The following is a 15,374-nucleotide window of genomic DNA, read 5'->3' as shown; positions in this document are numbered from 1 at the left end:
GTTGAAGTTGCGAAAAGCGAAGTTCGTCTGCCGAACGGCACCATCCGCAACGTAGGCGAATTCGACGTAGCCGTGCACCTGCACGCCGAAGTTGAAGCCACCGTACGCGTTGTCGTGGTAGCAGCTTAAGTAACACCTGATCGGCTGGCGGCTTGCCCGTCAGACGGTTAACATCGGGCACGATCCTGTCTACAGGTCGTGCCCTTTGTCTTTCTGGTACTCCCGTTTTCAACCCTGACTCCAAGTGGCCATGAACGAAATATCCGCTCCTGAGCAATACGATCTGCAAACCGCCGCCCTGAAGGTGCCGCCGCATTCCATCGAAGCCGAACAGGCTGTACTCGGTGGTCTGATGCTGGACAACAACGCCTGGGAACGCGTGCTCGATCAAGTCTCCGACGGCGATTTCTATCGACATGACCACCGTTTGATTTTCCGTGCGATCGCCAAACTGGCCGATCAGAACATGCCGATCGATGTCGTGACCCTTGCCGAGCAATTGGACAAGGAAGGTCAGACGTCGCAAGTCGGTGGCCTCGGTTATCTCGGCGAACTGGCGAAAAACACACCGTCCGTCGCCAACATCAAAGCCTATGCACAGATCGTTCGAGAGCGAGCGACCTTGCGCCAGTTAATCGGCATCAGCACTGAAATTGCCGACAGCGCCTTCAACCCGGAAGGCCGTACGGCCGCCGAGATTCTCGACGAAGCCGAACGCCAGATCTTCCAGATCGCCGAGGCCCGGCCTAAAACCGGTGGCCCGGTCGGCGTAAACGATTTGCTGACCAAAGCCATCGACCGCATCGATACGTTGTTCAACACCGACAACGCCATCACCGGCCTGTCCACTGGTTATACCGACCTCGACGAGAAAACCAGCGGTCTGCAACCGTCCGACCTGATCATCGTCGCCGGTCGTCCGTCGATGGGTAAAACCACCTTTGCGATGAACCTGGTGGAAAACGCCGTGTTGCGCAGTGAGAAGGCCGTGCTGGTGTATTCCCTCGAGATGCCAGGCGAATCGCTGATCATGCGTATGCTGTCCTCGCTTGGCCGTATCGACCAGACCAAGGTGCGTTCCGGCCAACTGGAAGACGATGATTGGCCACGCCTGACTTCAGCGGTGAACCTGCTCAACGATCGCAAGCTGTTCATCGATGACACCGCCGGTATCAGCCCGTCGGAAATGCGCGCGCGTACTCGACGTCTGGTGCGTGAGCACGGCGATGTCGGCCTGATCATGATCGACTACTTGCAACTGATGCAGATCCCCGGCTCCAGCGGTGACAACCGGACCAACGAGATTTCCGAAATCTCGCGATCCCTGAAAGCCCTCGCCAAGGAATTCAACTGCCCGGTAGTGGCTCTGTCGCAGCTCAACCGTTCCCTGGAACAACGCCCCAACAAGCGCCCGGTAAACTCCGACTTGCGCGAATCCGGAGCGATCGAGCAGGACGCCGACGTGATCATGTTTGTGTACCGGGACGAGGTGTATCACCCGGAAACCGAGCACAAGGGCATCGCCGAAATCATCATCGGCAAGCAGCGGAACGGCCCTATCGGCTTTATCCGCCTGGCGTTCATCGGTAAATACACGCGTTTCGAAAACCTCGCGCCGGGCAGTTACAACTTCGACGACGACGAGTGATGGCTGGCCGAAATCATTCGGCCAGCGCTCCTCTTTTTGCGTGTTATTCAGTTGTGCCGTCTGCCTCCTCGTCAGTGTTGGTGGCAGGATGCTCGCTCAGTTCCTGTCGGGACAACGACTCGATCAGTGCCTCTTCCTCGGTCGCCAGTGATTTTTGCAGCGCCCTGGATTGTGCGTCGTAATCGTTAAACCCAAGCGTGTTGGCTACGTGCGCGTCGTCGAGGGTGGCTTGTCGATCCTGGAACGTCTGGCGGTGCGCTTCGAATTGTGCCCGGTACTTATGAGTGATGAATTCCTGCCAGAACTCCCTCGACACCAACGCCTTGAATTCTTCAGGGGAGTTATCCATAGCGATGACTTTTTTGTACGCCGCATTCAATTGCGCTTTTGACACATTGGCCAGCCGGGCAAATCCCATTTGTTCGGGTTGTCCCGGCAGTTGCAGCCGGTCTTTCAGGAAGTATCGATAGGCGAGTCTGATTTCGACTTCCTCTGACACGTGTGGCGCTGGAGCGGCCGCGCCCCTCTGGGGCCCCCTCGCTTCGATGATTCTTGCCTCACGCTGCGCAATGTCCGCCGATGCGATTTTGTCGACTTCATGCAAGCGGAACAACGCTTTGGAAAGCGCAGACAATTGCGGGCCCCGTGCTTCGTCTTGAGCCTGGGCACGCGCATCGTGCGCCATTGCCCGGGTTTCCAGATTAGCGAACGTGAAGGCTGCCCGATCACAGCAGGCTGCTTCGCCGGCCCGATCAAATACCTCCTTGCGCAGGCGTTCGGACGCCGGATTGTTTTCGGTAATGCTGTCGATCAGCTTCCAGACCCGGCGCTGAAGCTCATTGTGGCCGTCGGGAACCTCGAGCAAGCGTGCAAGCGTATTGAACAGACCATCCGAGCGTTGTTCATCACGCAGTGTTTGCCATTGGACTCTTCTGGCTGATACCTGATCTTCCGATAGCCCTATTGTCCAGCGCGTCATTGGATCATTTGCCGCAATCCGGATGACTGCCCGGACATGGCCGCGCGCCGTAGCGACCAGATCGCGCTGGCTGGTCATCGGTATCTGGGCTTCGATAAGACGGTTGTTGTATTGTTCCAGCCGCGTGCGGGTGGCCGCTGACAATGGATTGTTAGTGATGCTGGTCACGTTATTGACCCGCGCACTGTTGGCGAGTCGTTCAGCCGGCGGGGTTATGACCGCATCGGGGATTTCCTCGATCCGGTTGTTGTTCAGATTCACAATGCCCAGCAGTGGCTGATCGGCAAGCCCGGCAGGGAAGGTGTTGATGCCTGTGTTTGCCAGATCAATCTCGCGCATGTCGGTTATCAGGGTGAAGTCCGGGGTGATACCGAGTTGCGGATTTTCGTGCAGCCACAAGGCTCGCAATGTTGTGCGCTGCGACAAAACGCGGGCAGTGTCGGCGGTCAGGATAATCCGGTTGTTCTGCAGAAACAGGCGAGTCAGCCCATTCATTTCTCCAACTGCAGGAGGCAATTCACGCAATTGGTTGTGCGAAAGATCCAGCCAGCGCACATGGCGAAAATGGGTCAGAAAACCTTCTGGCGAGGTGCTCAGATTCATGTTGCTCAGTTTGAGCGAGCCGACGTGACTGAAGTCCGCGTCGATGTCTGGCAGGCTCGGCAGGCGCAGGCCGCCGAGATTCAGTTCCAGGCCGATGGGTGTACCGTCATTGGCATGTTTTTGCGGTGTTTCCCCCCTCCAGCAACTCAGAATCCGCTCACTTGCCATGACACGGTCAGGGCGGGTTCGCGCGTTGACCGCTAACTGATTCGCCCGAATGTAGCCCCCGCGGTTGCCGCCTCCAGAAAAAACCCAATCGTCGAGCTGACTTTTCAGTACGCGGTGTTCCCGTTCAAGACTTTGGAGTTTCGTTGCTGCCGCGGTTTCACTCTCAAAGCTCCAGAGGTATTCCCTGCACTTCTTGATGTCCTTGCCTGGAAATAATCGCCGATACCGCTGCGCCGGGGAGTTGTCGGTATCAAATATCACTCCATGGTAAGAGGTCAGCAGATCGGGGTGTTCCTCGTTCACTCGACGCCAGTAGTCGTCGAATTTTCTCCAGTAATCGGCAGGGAAATGGTTGCCACCGAGTGACGCGGCTCTATTGATCCGGGCGATCGTCAGCAACTGTTCAGGCGCAGGATTGATAAATGCCTGCGGTACTTCATTCAAGCGATTATTGTGCAGATCAAAAATGAGCAGCCCGGTCTTGTCCTGCAATCCAGTCGGCCATTGATTGATTCCCGTGTTATTCAGCATCAGGTATTTCAGCTTGGACATCTTGCTGAAGTCAGGGGTGAGCGTGAGCGTTGGGTTGTCAGAAAGGTTGATGATCTCCAGATGACTCATGGCGCTGAGCGTTGCAGCGCTTTGCTCGTCCAGTGCAAGGTAGTTGTTGCTCAGGTTCAGATTGTTCAATTTGTCCATCGCGCCAATTTGCCCGGGTAACGTTTCAATCCTGGATCGGGTAATGGACAAACGCTCCAGATTGGGAAAACCGGACAGAAATGTATCGGCATCGCCCGACCAGATAACAGCGCTGAGACTGAGTTGCTTTACATGACTGAAGTCCACGCTCAGGGCCGGGAGTGGCGCGTTGATGGAAGGCAGCTTGAGTATTTCGTCCGAGTCCTGAAGCCAGCAGTTCTTGAGGGTTTGGGCGACACGTTGCGCCTGTATTTTCGCCGGCGTGTCGACGGCGGACGGCTCGGGTTGACTGTCGGCGACATAGGCATCGAGCTGGCTTTCCAGTACGTCCAGTTCCTGAAGGCGTCGACCCAGTTTGGCTTCTGTCTCAGGGTCCAATCCGATAAAAAACTCTCTGGCCTCTTGTGCCGACTTGTCCGGGTACAGCCGCTGTACGTTAGCGACCTCAGGGATATCACCGTCAAGCCTGAACGCACCGGGCAGGCTGTTGGTGCCCAGCCCTGGATGATCGGCTGTGACACGTTGCCAATACAATTCAAGCGTTTTCCAGTAGCCGGCAGGGAATGGATTGCCCTCAAACAGCGTGACGCTGTTGATCCGGGCGATCGCTTCGAACTGATCAGGGGAGGGGGAAAGGATGGCCGATGGGACTTCTGTCAGCCGGTTCCTGCGCAGGTCGACGTGTTCGAGTCCGGTCTGGTGCTGCAAGCCGATAGGCCACTGATCCAATTGTGTATTGCTCAGGTTCAGGGTCTTGAGTTCGCTCATGCCGGTGAAGTCAGGTGGCTTGCCCAACGGGTTGTCCGACAGATCAAGGTTCTTGAGTTGGCCGAGTGCGCTCAGTTTTGCCGCGGTTTGTGCATTGAGCACAATACGGTTCGAACTCAGATCCAGTGTGCTCAGGTGGGGCATATGAGTAACGGCGGCGGGCAGTGTATCGAGCGACGAGTGGGTCACTGTCAGACGCTCCAGGCCGGAGAATCCACTGAGGAATGTATCGGCGGTGTCTGACCAGGTGACGGCGTCCAGATCCAGGCGCCGGATATGGCTGAAATCCGCTGTTAATGCCGGCAGCGTTCCATCGCCCGGCTCAAGTCGAAATGTATCCCCTGTCTGCTGGCGCCAGCAGCGCTTGATGTCATTGGCGACCTGTTGTGCCCAGCCTTTTGCTGTTGCCTGGGGCGAAGCGGTGGACGTGTTTCTGATCCAGATCTTCAGTTCGGCCTTGAGTGTCTTGTAGTCGGTTTCGCGACGGGTCAAGACGTCGCGGACATCACTGCCCAGTGAGCGGATAAAGTCTCTGATCTGATCCTCGGTGTGATCCGGGAACAGTTTTCGGGCACGGGACTCTGGGCTGCGCAGTCGAGTGAGCATCAGCGAGAGTCTTTCCGGCAGGCTCAGGGATGTTGTGGGGTTGGCGTCACTGCGCACCATCCCGCCGGCACCGGCTACCGTAATCCCGACCCAGCCTTGTATGGCATCGAAAACGATGGGCTCCGACCTTCCCGGGCGTGTCGCGACATACAGATTGCCGTTGTCGCTGGACACAGGATCTTCGCCTCGCACGATACGCATTACGGTGGCCAGCGGGGTTGATGCGTCTGGATCGTGCAGTACCTGGTACGTGTGATTCTCGATCACCACGTAGAGTTTGCCGTCGAACTGATGCAGGCCATTGCTATCGGGTGTTGCGTCACTCAAGTCCAGCCCGGTGCGGAAAGCCTCCAGGCGTGTGGAAGATAACGCAAAGGTAATGGGCTCGAAGTCTTCCAGCGGGTGCCACAGGCCGCTGGCGGTGTCACGCAGCATCACCGGACCTGTCGGTTTCGACTCTTTCGCCAGGGCGGCCCGGTACAGTCCCGTGTCCGGATCTTGCTTGACCGGCACGATGGCGCCCCCCGGCTCGTCGACGTATCGGCGCCCCCTGTATGTCCTGAAACCCTCGGCATCGGCGGCCGCCAACGTGGGCGGCGCGCTGATCCGGTAATGCTCCAGCGACTCCACAGCGGGTGTGGGGGTGGCACCGAGCGTCATTGTTTCAGTTGTTTCGTGAACCGTGATCTGTGGTGCCGGCCTGATTGCATCGAGATCGACACCGCCGGTGTTTCTGCCCGATACCGTCGGATTGTCACCCAGGTGCAGGGGGGGCGCGCCAGTGTTGATGCGCGGCGTATTTTCTTGCGGCGATGGGCCTGGGCGATGGTGTATATCGACAGTGGCGTTGCCTCTGACGGGTGGTTTTGGTGACATTCTTTCTTCCTTGATGGGGTGTTTATCCGCGCCCGCGAGGGCGTGCTGATAAGCGTTCGGCGTCATTGCCTGTTTGTGCTGGGGCTACATCAAAGCCTGCTGTTCGGGCTTTGCGCATTTACTCGGAGGCTGCGGCGTGACTGTCTGCCAGGGCGAATATTTTGCTCGCTGTTCTGCCATCGAACCTTTGCCGCCAGATGCCGACGTGCGGCAAACCGGCCCGTTCATCTCGGCGCTGAGACTCGATACCTCGTCTGCTTTGTTCAAGCGTCTTGAGATGAGCGCCATCGACCTTGAAGCTCAGAGGCAGGCTCTTCTCGGCGTCGTAGTGAAAATGCGCGTGCCACAACGGCGTGTTATCGGCGCTGTCGCTGATCGAATAAACATCCAGAAACGACCTTTTCTGGCCTTTGCCCGATTGTTTGCGATCAACGATCTTGCTTGCCTTGAGCTCGTTACGATCCAGCAGATAGTTCAGGCGCATGATGTCCAGCACGTCTTTGTTCTTGTACATCCGCACCAGCGTTTTCTGGCCTAGTTCTGTCAACGAAACGGCGGCGGCGCGCAACTGTCCGGCCAGGTTGATGATCACTCGATCTTCAACATCTGTATCGTGGTTTTCCAGTTGCCTTGCCTGTTGATTGAGCAGATCGGTTTCCTTGCCCAGATCTTCGACGATCTTTGTCGGGTTAGTGTTTTGGGCTTCTTGTGTTCTCGCGTTGGCCGCGTGATCTTCGACCCTGGCCAGTAACCGGTTCGCCTCGCCAATGAGTTGTGGCCGTGGCGTTCGGATAAGCGGAGGAAGCACGGGCAGCCATTCGTCTTCTATTTTTTTGTAGCGCCTGGGAGGCGAATCGGGTCGCAGCAGGTCGGGAACCTTGATGGTGATGGTGCCGTCCAGTGCGGTTTCCGTTTCCCCGACCAACACTCTGTAAGTGCCGTGCTGACGGGTGCGGAATATTTTCCTGGCGCGCGCGGGAGGGGCTGACGCCTCGTTGATAGGTTGCGGCGGGATAAAGTCGAAATCAATGTCTTGGTCGAGGCTCGGCAGATCGTGAGCTCGCTCGGACGCGTCAAGAATTTCGGTCAACTTGTTTTCGATTTTTTTCTCGATGGGATCGATCAGGGTAACGATCTCCCTGATGTATTCGGCGTTGGGATGCTCCGCGGCCAGCAGTGTTTCAAAGCGGGTTTTATCTCCCTTGATTTGATCAAGGGCCAACAGCAGTGCCATTGGATGCTCTCGTTGCGGAGCGTTTTGCAAATCTCCGGTGATCAGATCGATGGCCGAGAGCGAGGGCATGGTCGTGTTTGGCGCATGGTCGGGAGTGTCCGCAAACAGGTGAACGTAAAGGGTCAGTTTGTTGAAGTTGATGCGCTCGGTATCGTGCACCTGGAGGCGTAGTTCGGCGAGTCGAGGGGCTGCTCCGGGTGAGGCTTTTCTGATCTGCTCCATCACCGCCTGGCGCTCTTCGAGAAACTTCAGTTTCTTGTTCAGATGTTTGATGGTTTTCTTGCAGTTTCCGGCACTCAAATCTGTCACCGAAGGCCGGACCCTGAGATCCATGACGGCCATCAGTCTGTTGAGATATTCCACGCGTTCTATCCGGAAGGTATGCAGCTCTTCCTTGAACACCCCGCTTGCTTTGACGAGGGGGAGCCAATCCTTGTTATCAACGAGCGACTGAATAAAGTCCGTCTGTTTTTTGATGTGCTTGAGCAGGTGTACCTCAAGCGCGATCAGGCCCGCCGTTTTGGCCGCGCCATCCGGCAAGTCGCGGACCTGGCCCCAAAGTGTGTCGTAATGTTCAGATGATTCGGTCAGAGCCCGGTGAGCATCCGCGAAAGGTTGGTAACGTTGCATCAGGAGCGCCAGGTTGGCTTGCAGGCCCTCATTGCGGCGCATGCCGCCCCTCAAACCCGTGAGGATGGAAACCCAGGTGTTCTCCTCGCTCCGAATGATCGCCCGGGTTTCGCCACTGCGACTGGCGCGGTAGATGTTCGCGCTATCGGAGGCAACGGGATCCTTGGGGTTAACAATGCGCCACACCTTTTGAGTCGGCGTGGACGCGTCAAGGTCCTGCATGACCTGATACGCGTGGCTGTCGATGACCACATAGAGCTTGCCGTCGTGGCGAAACAGGCCGTCACTGCCAGGCTCGACACCGCTGAAATCCAGATCCGAGCGAAAAGCGTTCAGCCTTGCCTGCGTCAGTGGGAGCCTGCTTGAGTCAACGTCATTGAGCGGATGCCAGAGGTCGCTGTCGGTGTCGCGCAGCAATACCGGACCGGAGGGAAGCAATTCGCTCGAAAGTCGCGCCCGATACAGTCCGGTGTCCGGATCCACTGCGACAAGAACGGTACCGCCATCGGGCACGTCGACATACCGGCGTTTGTTGTAAACCCTGAAACCTTCGCTGTTGGCAGCCGGTAACCCTTTCACGGCTTTGAGCCAGTAGTTCTTCAGCGGCTGATGGATGACGGAAGGCGCTGCAATGGGAGACGGCGTCAGATGAATCATGACGGCAGGGGCCGGTAGTATTGCGTCAAGGTCTGTATCGCCCGGCAGTCTGGCCGGCGGCTTCGCAGGGTCGACAGCGATCCATGGATCGAAGACTTTGCGGCCCGCAGCGTCAGGATGCGGTGCGTCGATGTCCGTTCGTCGATTCGGTCTGATATGGACATCCACATTCAAGTGGGGGCCATTACGAGGTGGTTTTCCTGCCATGTTTTTCATCCTTGAAAAATGCCCTCCGGCTTTCGCGCAAGGGCTTGTTTTATTTGGCATCGTGCCGGTTTGCATGATTGCGCAGGTGGCGGTGGAGCTGTCGGCAGCACCCATCCATGGGCGCCTGACTGGCGTTTGGCATCATTGCCAGTGTCTGGCGGGTCGAAAGCCGCCGTAGCCTTTTCTGCTTGAAGCACAGAAGAGGGGGCTGAGATTAACAACCGACCATTGCCGTCGGAATTGGTCAAATTTTGTGCTATATTCCGCGCCCGCGATTTTTCATCTCAACACCGGTCGTCGACATGCAAGCAGCCAAGCCGTTATTTGACTATCCAAAATATTGGGCCGAATGTTTCGGGCCAGCGCCATTCCTGCCAATGAGCAGGGAGGAGATGGATCAGCTTGGCTGGGATTCGTGTGACATCATCATTGTTACGGGAGATGCCTACGTCGATCACCCGTCGTTTGGCATGGCAATCATTGGCCGGCTGCTGGAGTCTCAGGGCTTTCGCGTCGGGATCATTGCGCAGCCGAACTGGCAGTCCAAAGACGACTTCATGAAGCTCGGCGAGCCGAACCTGTTCTTCGGGGTCGCGGCCGGCAACATGGATTCGATGATCAACCGCTACACCGCGGACAAAAAGATCCGTTCCGACGACGCCTACACCCCGGGCGGCATGGCTGGCAAACGTCCGGATCGGGCCAGCCTGGTTTACAGCCAGCGCTGCAAAGAGGCGTACAAACATGTGCCGATCGTGCTCGGCGGCATTGAAGCCTCCCTGCGCCGTATCGCTCACTACGATTACTGGCAGGATCGCGTGCGCAACTCGATCCTGATCGACGCCAGCGCCGACATCCTGCTGTACGGCAACGCCGAGCGAGCCATCGTTGAAGTCGCGCAGCGCCTGTCCTATGGTCACAAGATCGAAGACATCACCGACGTGCGCGGCACCGCGTTCATTCGTCGCGATACGCCGAAAGACTGGTACGAAGTCGATTCCACACGCATCGACCGTCCGGGCAAGGTCGACAAGATCATCAACCCGTACGTGAATACCCAGGACACCCAGGCCTGCGCCATCGAGCAGGAAAAGGGCCCGGTCGAAGATCCGCAGGAAGCCAAGGTCGTGCAGATCCTGGCCAGCCCGCGCATGACCCGCGACAAGACCGTGATCCGCCTGCCGTCGGTTGAAAAGGTTCGTGGTGATGCCGTGCTTTATGCCCACGCCAACCGCGTGCTGCACCTGGAAACCAACCCGGGCAACGCCCGTGCGCTGGTGCAGAAGCATGGCGAAGTCGACGTCTGGTTCAACCCGCCGCCGATTCCGATGACCACTGAGGAAATGGACTACGTGTTCGGCATGCCTTACGCCCGTGTCCCGCACCCGGCATACGGCAAGGAGAAAATCCCGGCCTACGACATGATCCGTTTCTCGGTGAACATCATGCGTGGCTGCTTCGGTGGCTGCACCTTCTGCTCGATCACCGAGCACGAAGGCCGGATCATCCAGAACCGTTCCGAAGAGTCGATCATTCGCGAAATCGAAGAGATCCGCGACAAGGTGCCAGGTTTCACCGGTGTCATTTCCGACCTCGGCGGCCCGACCGCGAACATGTACCGCATCGCCTGCAAAACGCCGGAAATCGAATCCGCGTGCCGCAAGCCGTCCTGTGTGTTCCCGGGCATCTGCCCGAACCTGAACACCGACCACTCGTCGCTGATTCAGCTGTACCGCAGTGCCCGTGCGTTGCCGGGTGTGAAGAAGATTCTGATTGCTTCCGGCCTGCGTTATGACCTCGCGGTCGAGTCGCCGGAGTACGTCAAAGAGCTGGTGACCCACCACGTCGGTGGTTACCTGAAGATCGCCCCGGAACACACCGAGGAAGGTCCGCTCAACCAGATGATGAAACCGGGCATCGGCAGCTATGACAAGTTCAAGCGCATGTTCGAGAAGTACACCAAGGAAGCCGGGAAAGAGCAGTACCTGATTCCGTACTTCATCGCTGCGCACCCGGGCACCACCGACGAAGACATGATGAACCTGGCCCTGTGGCTCAAGGGCAACGGCTTCCGCGCCGACCAGGTGCAGGCGTTCTACCCGTCACCGATGGCCACCGCCACCGCGATGTACCACTCGGGCAAGAACCCGCTGCGCAAGGTCACTTACAAGAGCGACGGCGTGACCATCGTCAAGAGCGAAGAGCAGCGTCGTCTGCACAAGGCGTTCTTGCGTTATCACGACCCGAAAGGCTGGCCGATGCTGCGTGAAGCGCTGACCCGCATGGGCCGTGGCGATCTGATCGGACCGGGCAAGGATCAACTGATCCCGCTGCATCAGCCGTCCACCGACAGCTACCAGAGCGCCCGTCGCAAGAACTCGACGCCGGCTGGCAGCCATAAAGTGGCGAAAGAGGGCAAAGAGAAAACCACCAAGATTCTCACCCAGCACACCGGTCTGCCACCGCGTGCCAGTGATGGTGGTAATCCGTGGGACAAGCGTGAACAGGCCAAGGCGGCGGCGTTCGCCCGCAACCAGCAGGCCGCCAAGGAGCGCAAGGACGCGGCCAAGGGCAAAGGGCCGAAACCGGCGCGCAAACCGGTGGTGCCACGCTAAGTCGCTTTTTAGCTCAACAGAACGCCAACCTTCGGGTTGGCGTTTTGCATTTCAGGGCTCGGGAAATGTGGTGAGGCTACTGACGCCTTCGCGAGCAAGCCCACACAGGAGATTTGGGGGCGGTTTCAATATGTGTATTCAACACCAATCCAATGTGGGAGCGGGTTTGCTCGCGAAGAGGCCAGAACAGGCGACCTTGATCGCATGCCTGCCACAAATAGAAGCAAACTCCCCAAACCATTTCCCCGCATTGCCCGATTTTGGTGCTGTACTGCCCAAAGCATTCCGGGAAAGCGCCCAAGCCTCTGTATGGCATAAGTCTTGCGCGCTTTCGAATACGCTTAGGCTCGCAGGAGGCACGCCGTGTCGATTCATGTCGCATTGCATCACGTCACGCATTATCGCTACGACCGCGCTGTCGAACTCGGCCCGCAGATCGTTCGCCTGCGCCCGGCCGCCCACAGCCGCACGCGAATTCTCTCGTATGCGCTGAAAGTCTCGCCCGAGCAGCATTTCATCAACTGGCAGCAGGACCCACAGGGCAATTACCTGGCGCGATTGGTGTTCCCCGAGAAAACCGATGAGTTGCGCATTGAGGTCGATCTGCTGGCCGAAATGGCCGTTTTCAATCCGTTCGACTTCTTCCTCGAACCCTATGCCGAGAAAATCCCCTTCGCTTACGCCGCCGATGAGCGCAAAGAGTTGGCGCCGTACCTTGAAACCCTGCCGCTGACGCCGACGTTCGAAGCCTATCTGGACGCGATCGACCGCACGCCGTTGCCGGCCGTGGACTTTCTGGTGGCGCTCAATCAGCGTCTGAGTGAAGACATCGGCTACTTGATCCGCATGGAGCCGGGTGTGCAAACCCCGGAGCACACCCTCGAACACGCCTCCGGCTCCTGCCGCGACTCGGCGTGGTTGCTGGTGCAACTGCTGCGCAACCTCGGACTGGCGGCGCGTTTCGTTTCCGGTTACCTGATTCAGCTCACTGCCGACGTGAAGAGCCTCGACGGTCCCAGCGGCACCGACGTCGACTTCACCGACCTGCACGCCTGGTGCGAAGTGTATTTGCCAGGTGCCGGCTGGATCGGCCTGGACGCCACGTCCGGGCTGTTCGCCGGCGAAGGGCATATCCCGCTGGCCTGTAGCCCCGATCCCTCCTCGGCGGCACCGATCAGCGGCATGGTCGAACCTTGCGAGACGCAATTGAGCCACGAAATGTCCGTGGAGCGAATCTGGGAGGCGCCACGCGTTACCAAGCCTTACACCGATGAGCAGTGGCTGGCGATTCAGGCACTGGGCCGGCAGATCGATGCCGACCTGCTGGAAGGCGATGTGCGCCTGACCATGGGCGGCGAACCGACCTTCGTGTCCATCGATGACCCGGATGGCGCCGAATGGAACACCGCCGCGTTGGGGGCGGACAAACGTCGGCTCTGCGCCGAACTGTTTCAGCGCCTGCGCAAGCATTACGCGCCGAAGGGGCTGGTGCACTTCGGTCAGGGCAAGTGGTACCCCGGCGAGCAACTCCCGCGCTGGTCGCTGAACTGCTATTGGCGCCGCGATGGTGCGCCGATCTGGCACAACGATGCGTTGATCGCCGACGAGCAACAGGATTACGGCGCCGATGGCGAGCTGGCCGGACGCTTTCTGGCGAGTGTCGCCGAACGCCTGAAACTGCCCACACATTTTGTATTCCCTGCCTATGAGGACAATTTCTATTACCTCTGGCGCGAGGGTGCGTTGCCGAGCAACGTCAGCGCCGAAGATTCGCGTCTGGAGGAGCCTTTAGAACGCGCACGCCTGCGCAAGGTATTCAGCCAGGGTCTGGATAAAGTGATCGGCCAAGTGCTGCCGCTCGCACGCACCGCTAAAGGTGATCAATGGCAGAGCGGGCGCTGGTATCTGCGCGACGAACATTGCCGTCTGGTGCCGGGAGATTCACCGCTGGGCTACCGCTTACCGCTCGGTTCGCAGCCCTGGGTGAAGGCGGCGGAGTACCCGTTCATCCATCCCCAGGACCCGAATCAGGACTTTCCCGAACTGCCGGATGCCGCGCAACTGAACAGTCACGGTGAGCCCGCCACGGTTGACGAGCGCACACCGAAAATCGACGAGTCCGCCGATTGGCTGACCCGCACCGCGTTCTGCGCCGAAGCCCGCGAAGGGCGGTTGTACCTGTTCATGCCGCCGCTGGAACGGGTCGAGGACTATCTGGAACTGGTCGCGGCCATCGAGGCCACCGCCGAAGAACTGCATTGTCCGGTGCTGCTGGAAGGCTACGAACCGCCGAGCGATCAGCGTTTGAGCAACTTGCGCATTACCCCTGATCCGGGCGTGATCGAAGTGAACGTGCAGCCTTCTGCGACCTGGGACGAGTTGGTCGAACGCACCGAGTTTCTCTATGAAGAAGCGCGGCAAACCCGCCTGACCACCGAGAAGTTCATGATCGACGGTCGTCACACCGGCACCGGCGGCGGTAACCATTTCGTCCTCGGCGGCGCGACACCGGCGGATTCGCCGTTCCTGCGTCGTCCGGATCTGCTGCGCAGCCTGATCAGTTACTGGCATAACCATCCGTCATTGTCGTATCTGTTCTCCGGATTGTTCATCGGCCCGACGTCCCAGGCGCCACGGGTCGACGAGGCGCGTAACGACGCCTTGTACGAGCTGGAAATTGCCTTCGCGCAGATGCCGGCCCCGGGTGAGGAATGCGCGCCGTGGCAGGTGGATCGACTGCTGCGCAATCTGCTGATCGACGTCACCGGCAATACTCACCGTGCCGAATTCTGCATCGACAAACTCTATTCACCGGATGGCGCCACCGGGCGCCTCGGATTGCTGGAATTGCGCGCCTTTGAAATGCCACCGCACGCCCGCATGAGTCTGGCCCAGCAACTGTTGTTGCGAGCGCTGGTCGCACGGTTCTGGCGCGAGCCTTATGCGCCGCCGAAACTGGCGCGGTGGGGCACTGAACTGCACGATCGTTTCCTGTTGCCGCACTTTATCGAACAGGATTTCGCCGACGTCATCGTCGAACTCAACAACGCCGGTTATCCGTTGCGCGCCGAGTGGTTCGCGGCGCATCTGGCGTTTCGTTTTCCCAAGGTCGGTGACTACGCCGTCAACGGCATCGAGCTGGAACTGCATCAAGCGCTTGAACCGTGGCATGTGTTGGGCGAGGAGGGTACGGCGGGTGGCACGGTACGGTACGTCGATTCATCGCTTGAACGTTTGCAGGTCAAGCTCAAGGGCTTGCCGCCGCAGCGGTATCTGCTGACCTGCAACGGCATTGCCGTGCCGTTGCACCCGACCGGGCGTGTGGGCGAATTCGTCGCGGGTGTGCGCTATCGGGCCTGGCAGCCGGCCAACTGCCTGCAACCGACCATCCCGGTACACGCGCCGCTGGTGTTCGACCTGCTCGACACCTGGATGCAACGCTCGCTGGGTGGCTGCCAGTACCACGTCGCCCACCCCGGCGGGCGTAATTACGAGACGCTGCCGGTCAACGCCAACGAAGCGGAGAGTCGGCGCATGGCGCGTTTCTTCCGTATCGGACACACACCGGGGAAACTTCCCATACCTGATCTGACAATCTCCGACGAGCTACCGATGACGCTCGATTTACGACGTTTCTAGATCGTGCGCGACGCCCGGATTTTTCGTATATCCGGGCGTCATGTG

The 15,374-nt window shown here is 58.7% G+C and carries 6 protein-coding genes; 4 read left to right on the top strand and 2 right to left on the bottom strand.

Features of this window, described 5'->3' with window-relative positions; all coding sequences use genetic code 11:
- Positions 1-129 (top strand): 50S ribosomal L9 C-terminal domain-containing protein (locus ACIOWA_RS08350; RefSeq protein WP_401136324.1); only part of this gene is annotated, 129 nt, incomplete at its 5' end.
- Positions 130-250: 121 nt separating this feature from the next.
- Complete coding sequence (gene dnaB, locus ACIOWA_RS08345) at positions 251-1,648, top strand: replicative DNA helicase (protein WP_339433667.1); 1,398 nt, start codon at positions 251-253, stop codon at positions 1,646-1,648.
- A 43-nt stretch (positions 1,649-1,691) separates the two neighbouring features.
- Here dnaB and ACIOWA_RS08340 read toward each other — a convergent pair whose 3' ends face one another.
- Both ACIOWA_RS08340 and ACIOWA_RS08335 read right to left on the bottom strand, forming a co-directional pair.
- Complete coding sequence (locus tag ACIOWA_RS08340) at positions 1,692-6,413, bottom strand: NEL-type E3 ubiquitin ligase domain-containing protein (RefSeq protein WP_401159238.1); 4,722 nt, start codon at positions 6,411-6,413, stop codon at positions 1,692-1,694.
- Between the two features lie 52 nt (positions 6,414-6,465).
- Entirely contained in the window at positions 6,466-9,189 is a 2,724-nt protein-coding gene (locus tag ACIOWA_RS08335) for a hypothetical protein (RefSeq protein WP_401159236.1), read from the bottom strand.
- A 188-nt stretch (positions 9,190-9,377) separates the two neighbouring features.
- Here ACIOWA_RS08335 and ACIOWA_RS08330 point away from each other — a divergent pair, with 188 nt between their 5' ends.
- Positions 9,378-11,690, top strand: a complete 2,313-nt coding sequence (locus ACIOWA_RS08330) for a YgiQ family radical SAM protein (RefSeq protein ID WP_339433670.1) — start codon at positions 9,378-9,380, stop codon at positions 11,688-11,690.
- A 363-nt stretch (positions 11,691-12,053) separates the two neighbouring features.
- On the top strand, positions 12,054-15,329 hold the full coding sequence (locus tag ACIOWA_RS08325; protein ID WP_401159234.1) for a DUF2126 domain-containing protein: 3,276 nt from the start codon (positions 12,054-12,056) through the stop codon (positions 15,327-15,329).
- Positions 15,330-15,374: the final 45 nt, after the last annotated feature.

This window comes from Pseudomonas sp. NPDC087614 (genome assembly GCF_044743485.1).
GTDB lineage: Bacteria > Pseudomonadota > Gammaproteobacteria > Pseudomonadales > Pseudomonadaceae > Aquipseudomonas > Aquipseudomonas baetica_A.
This window is presented reverse-complemented; position numbering and strand designations above follow the sequence as displayed.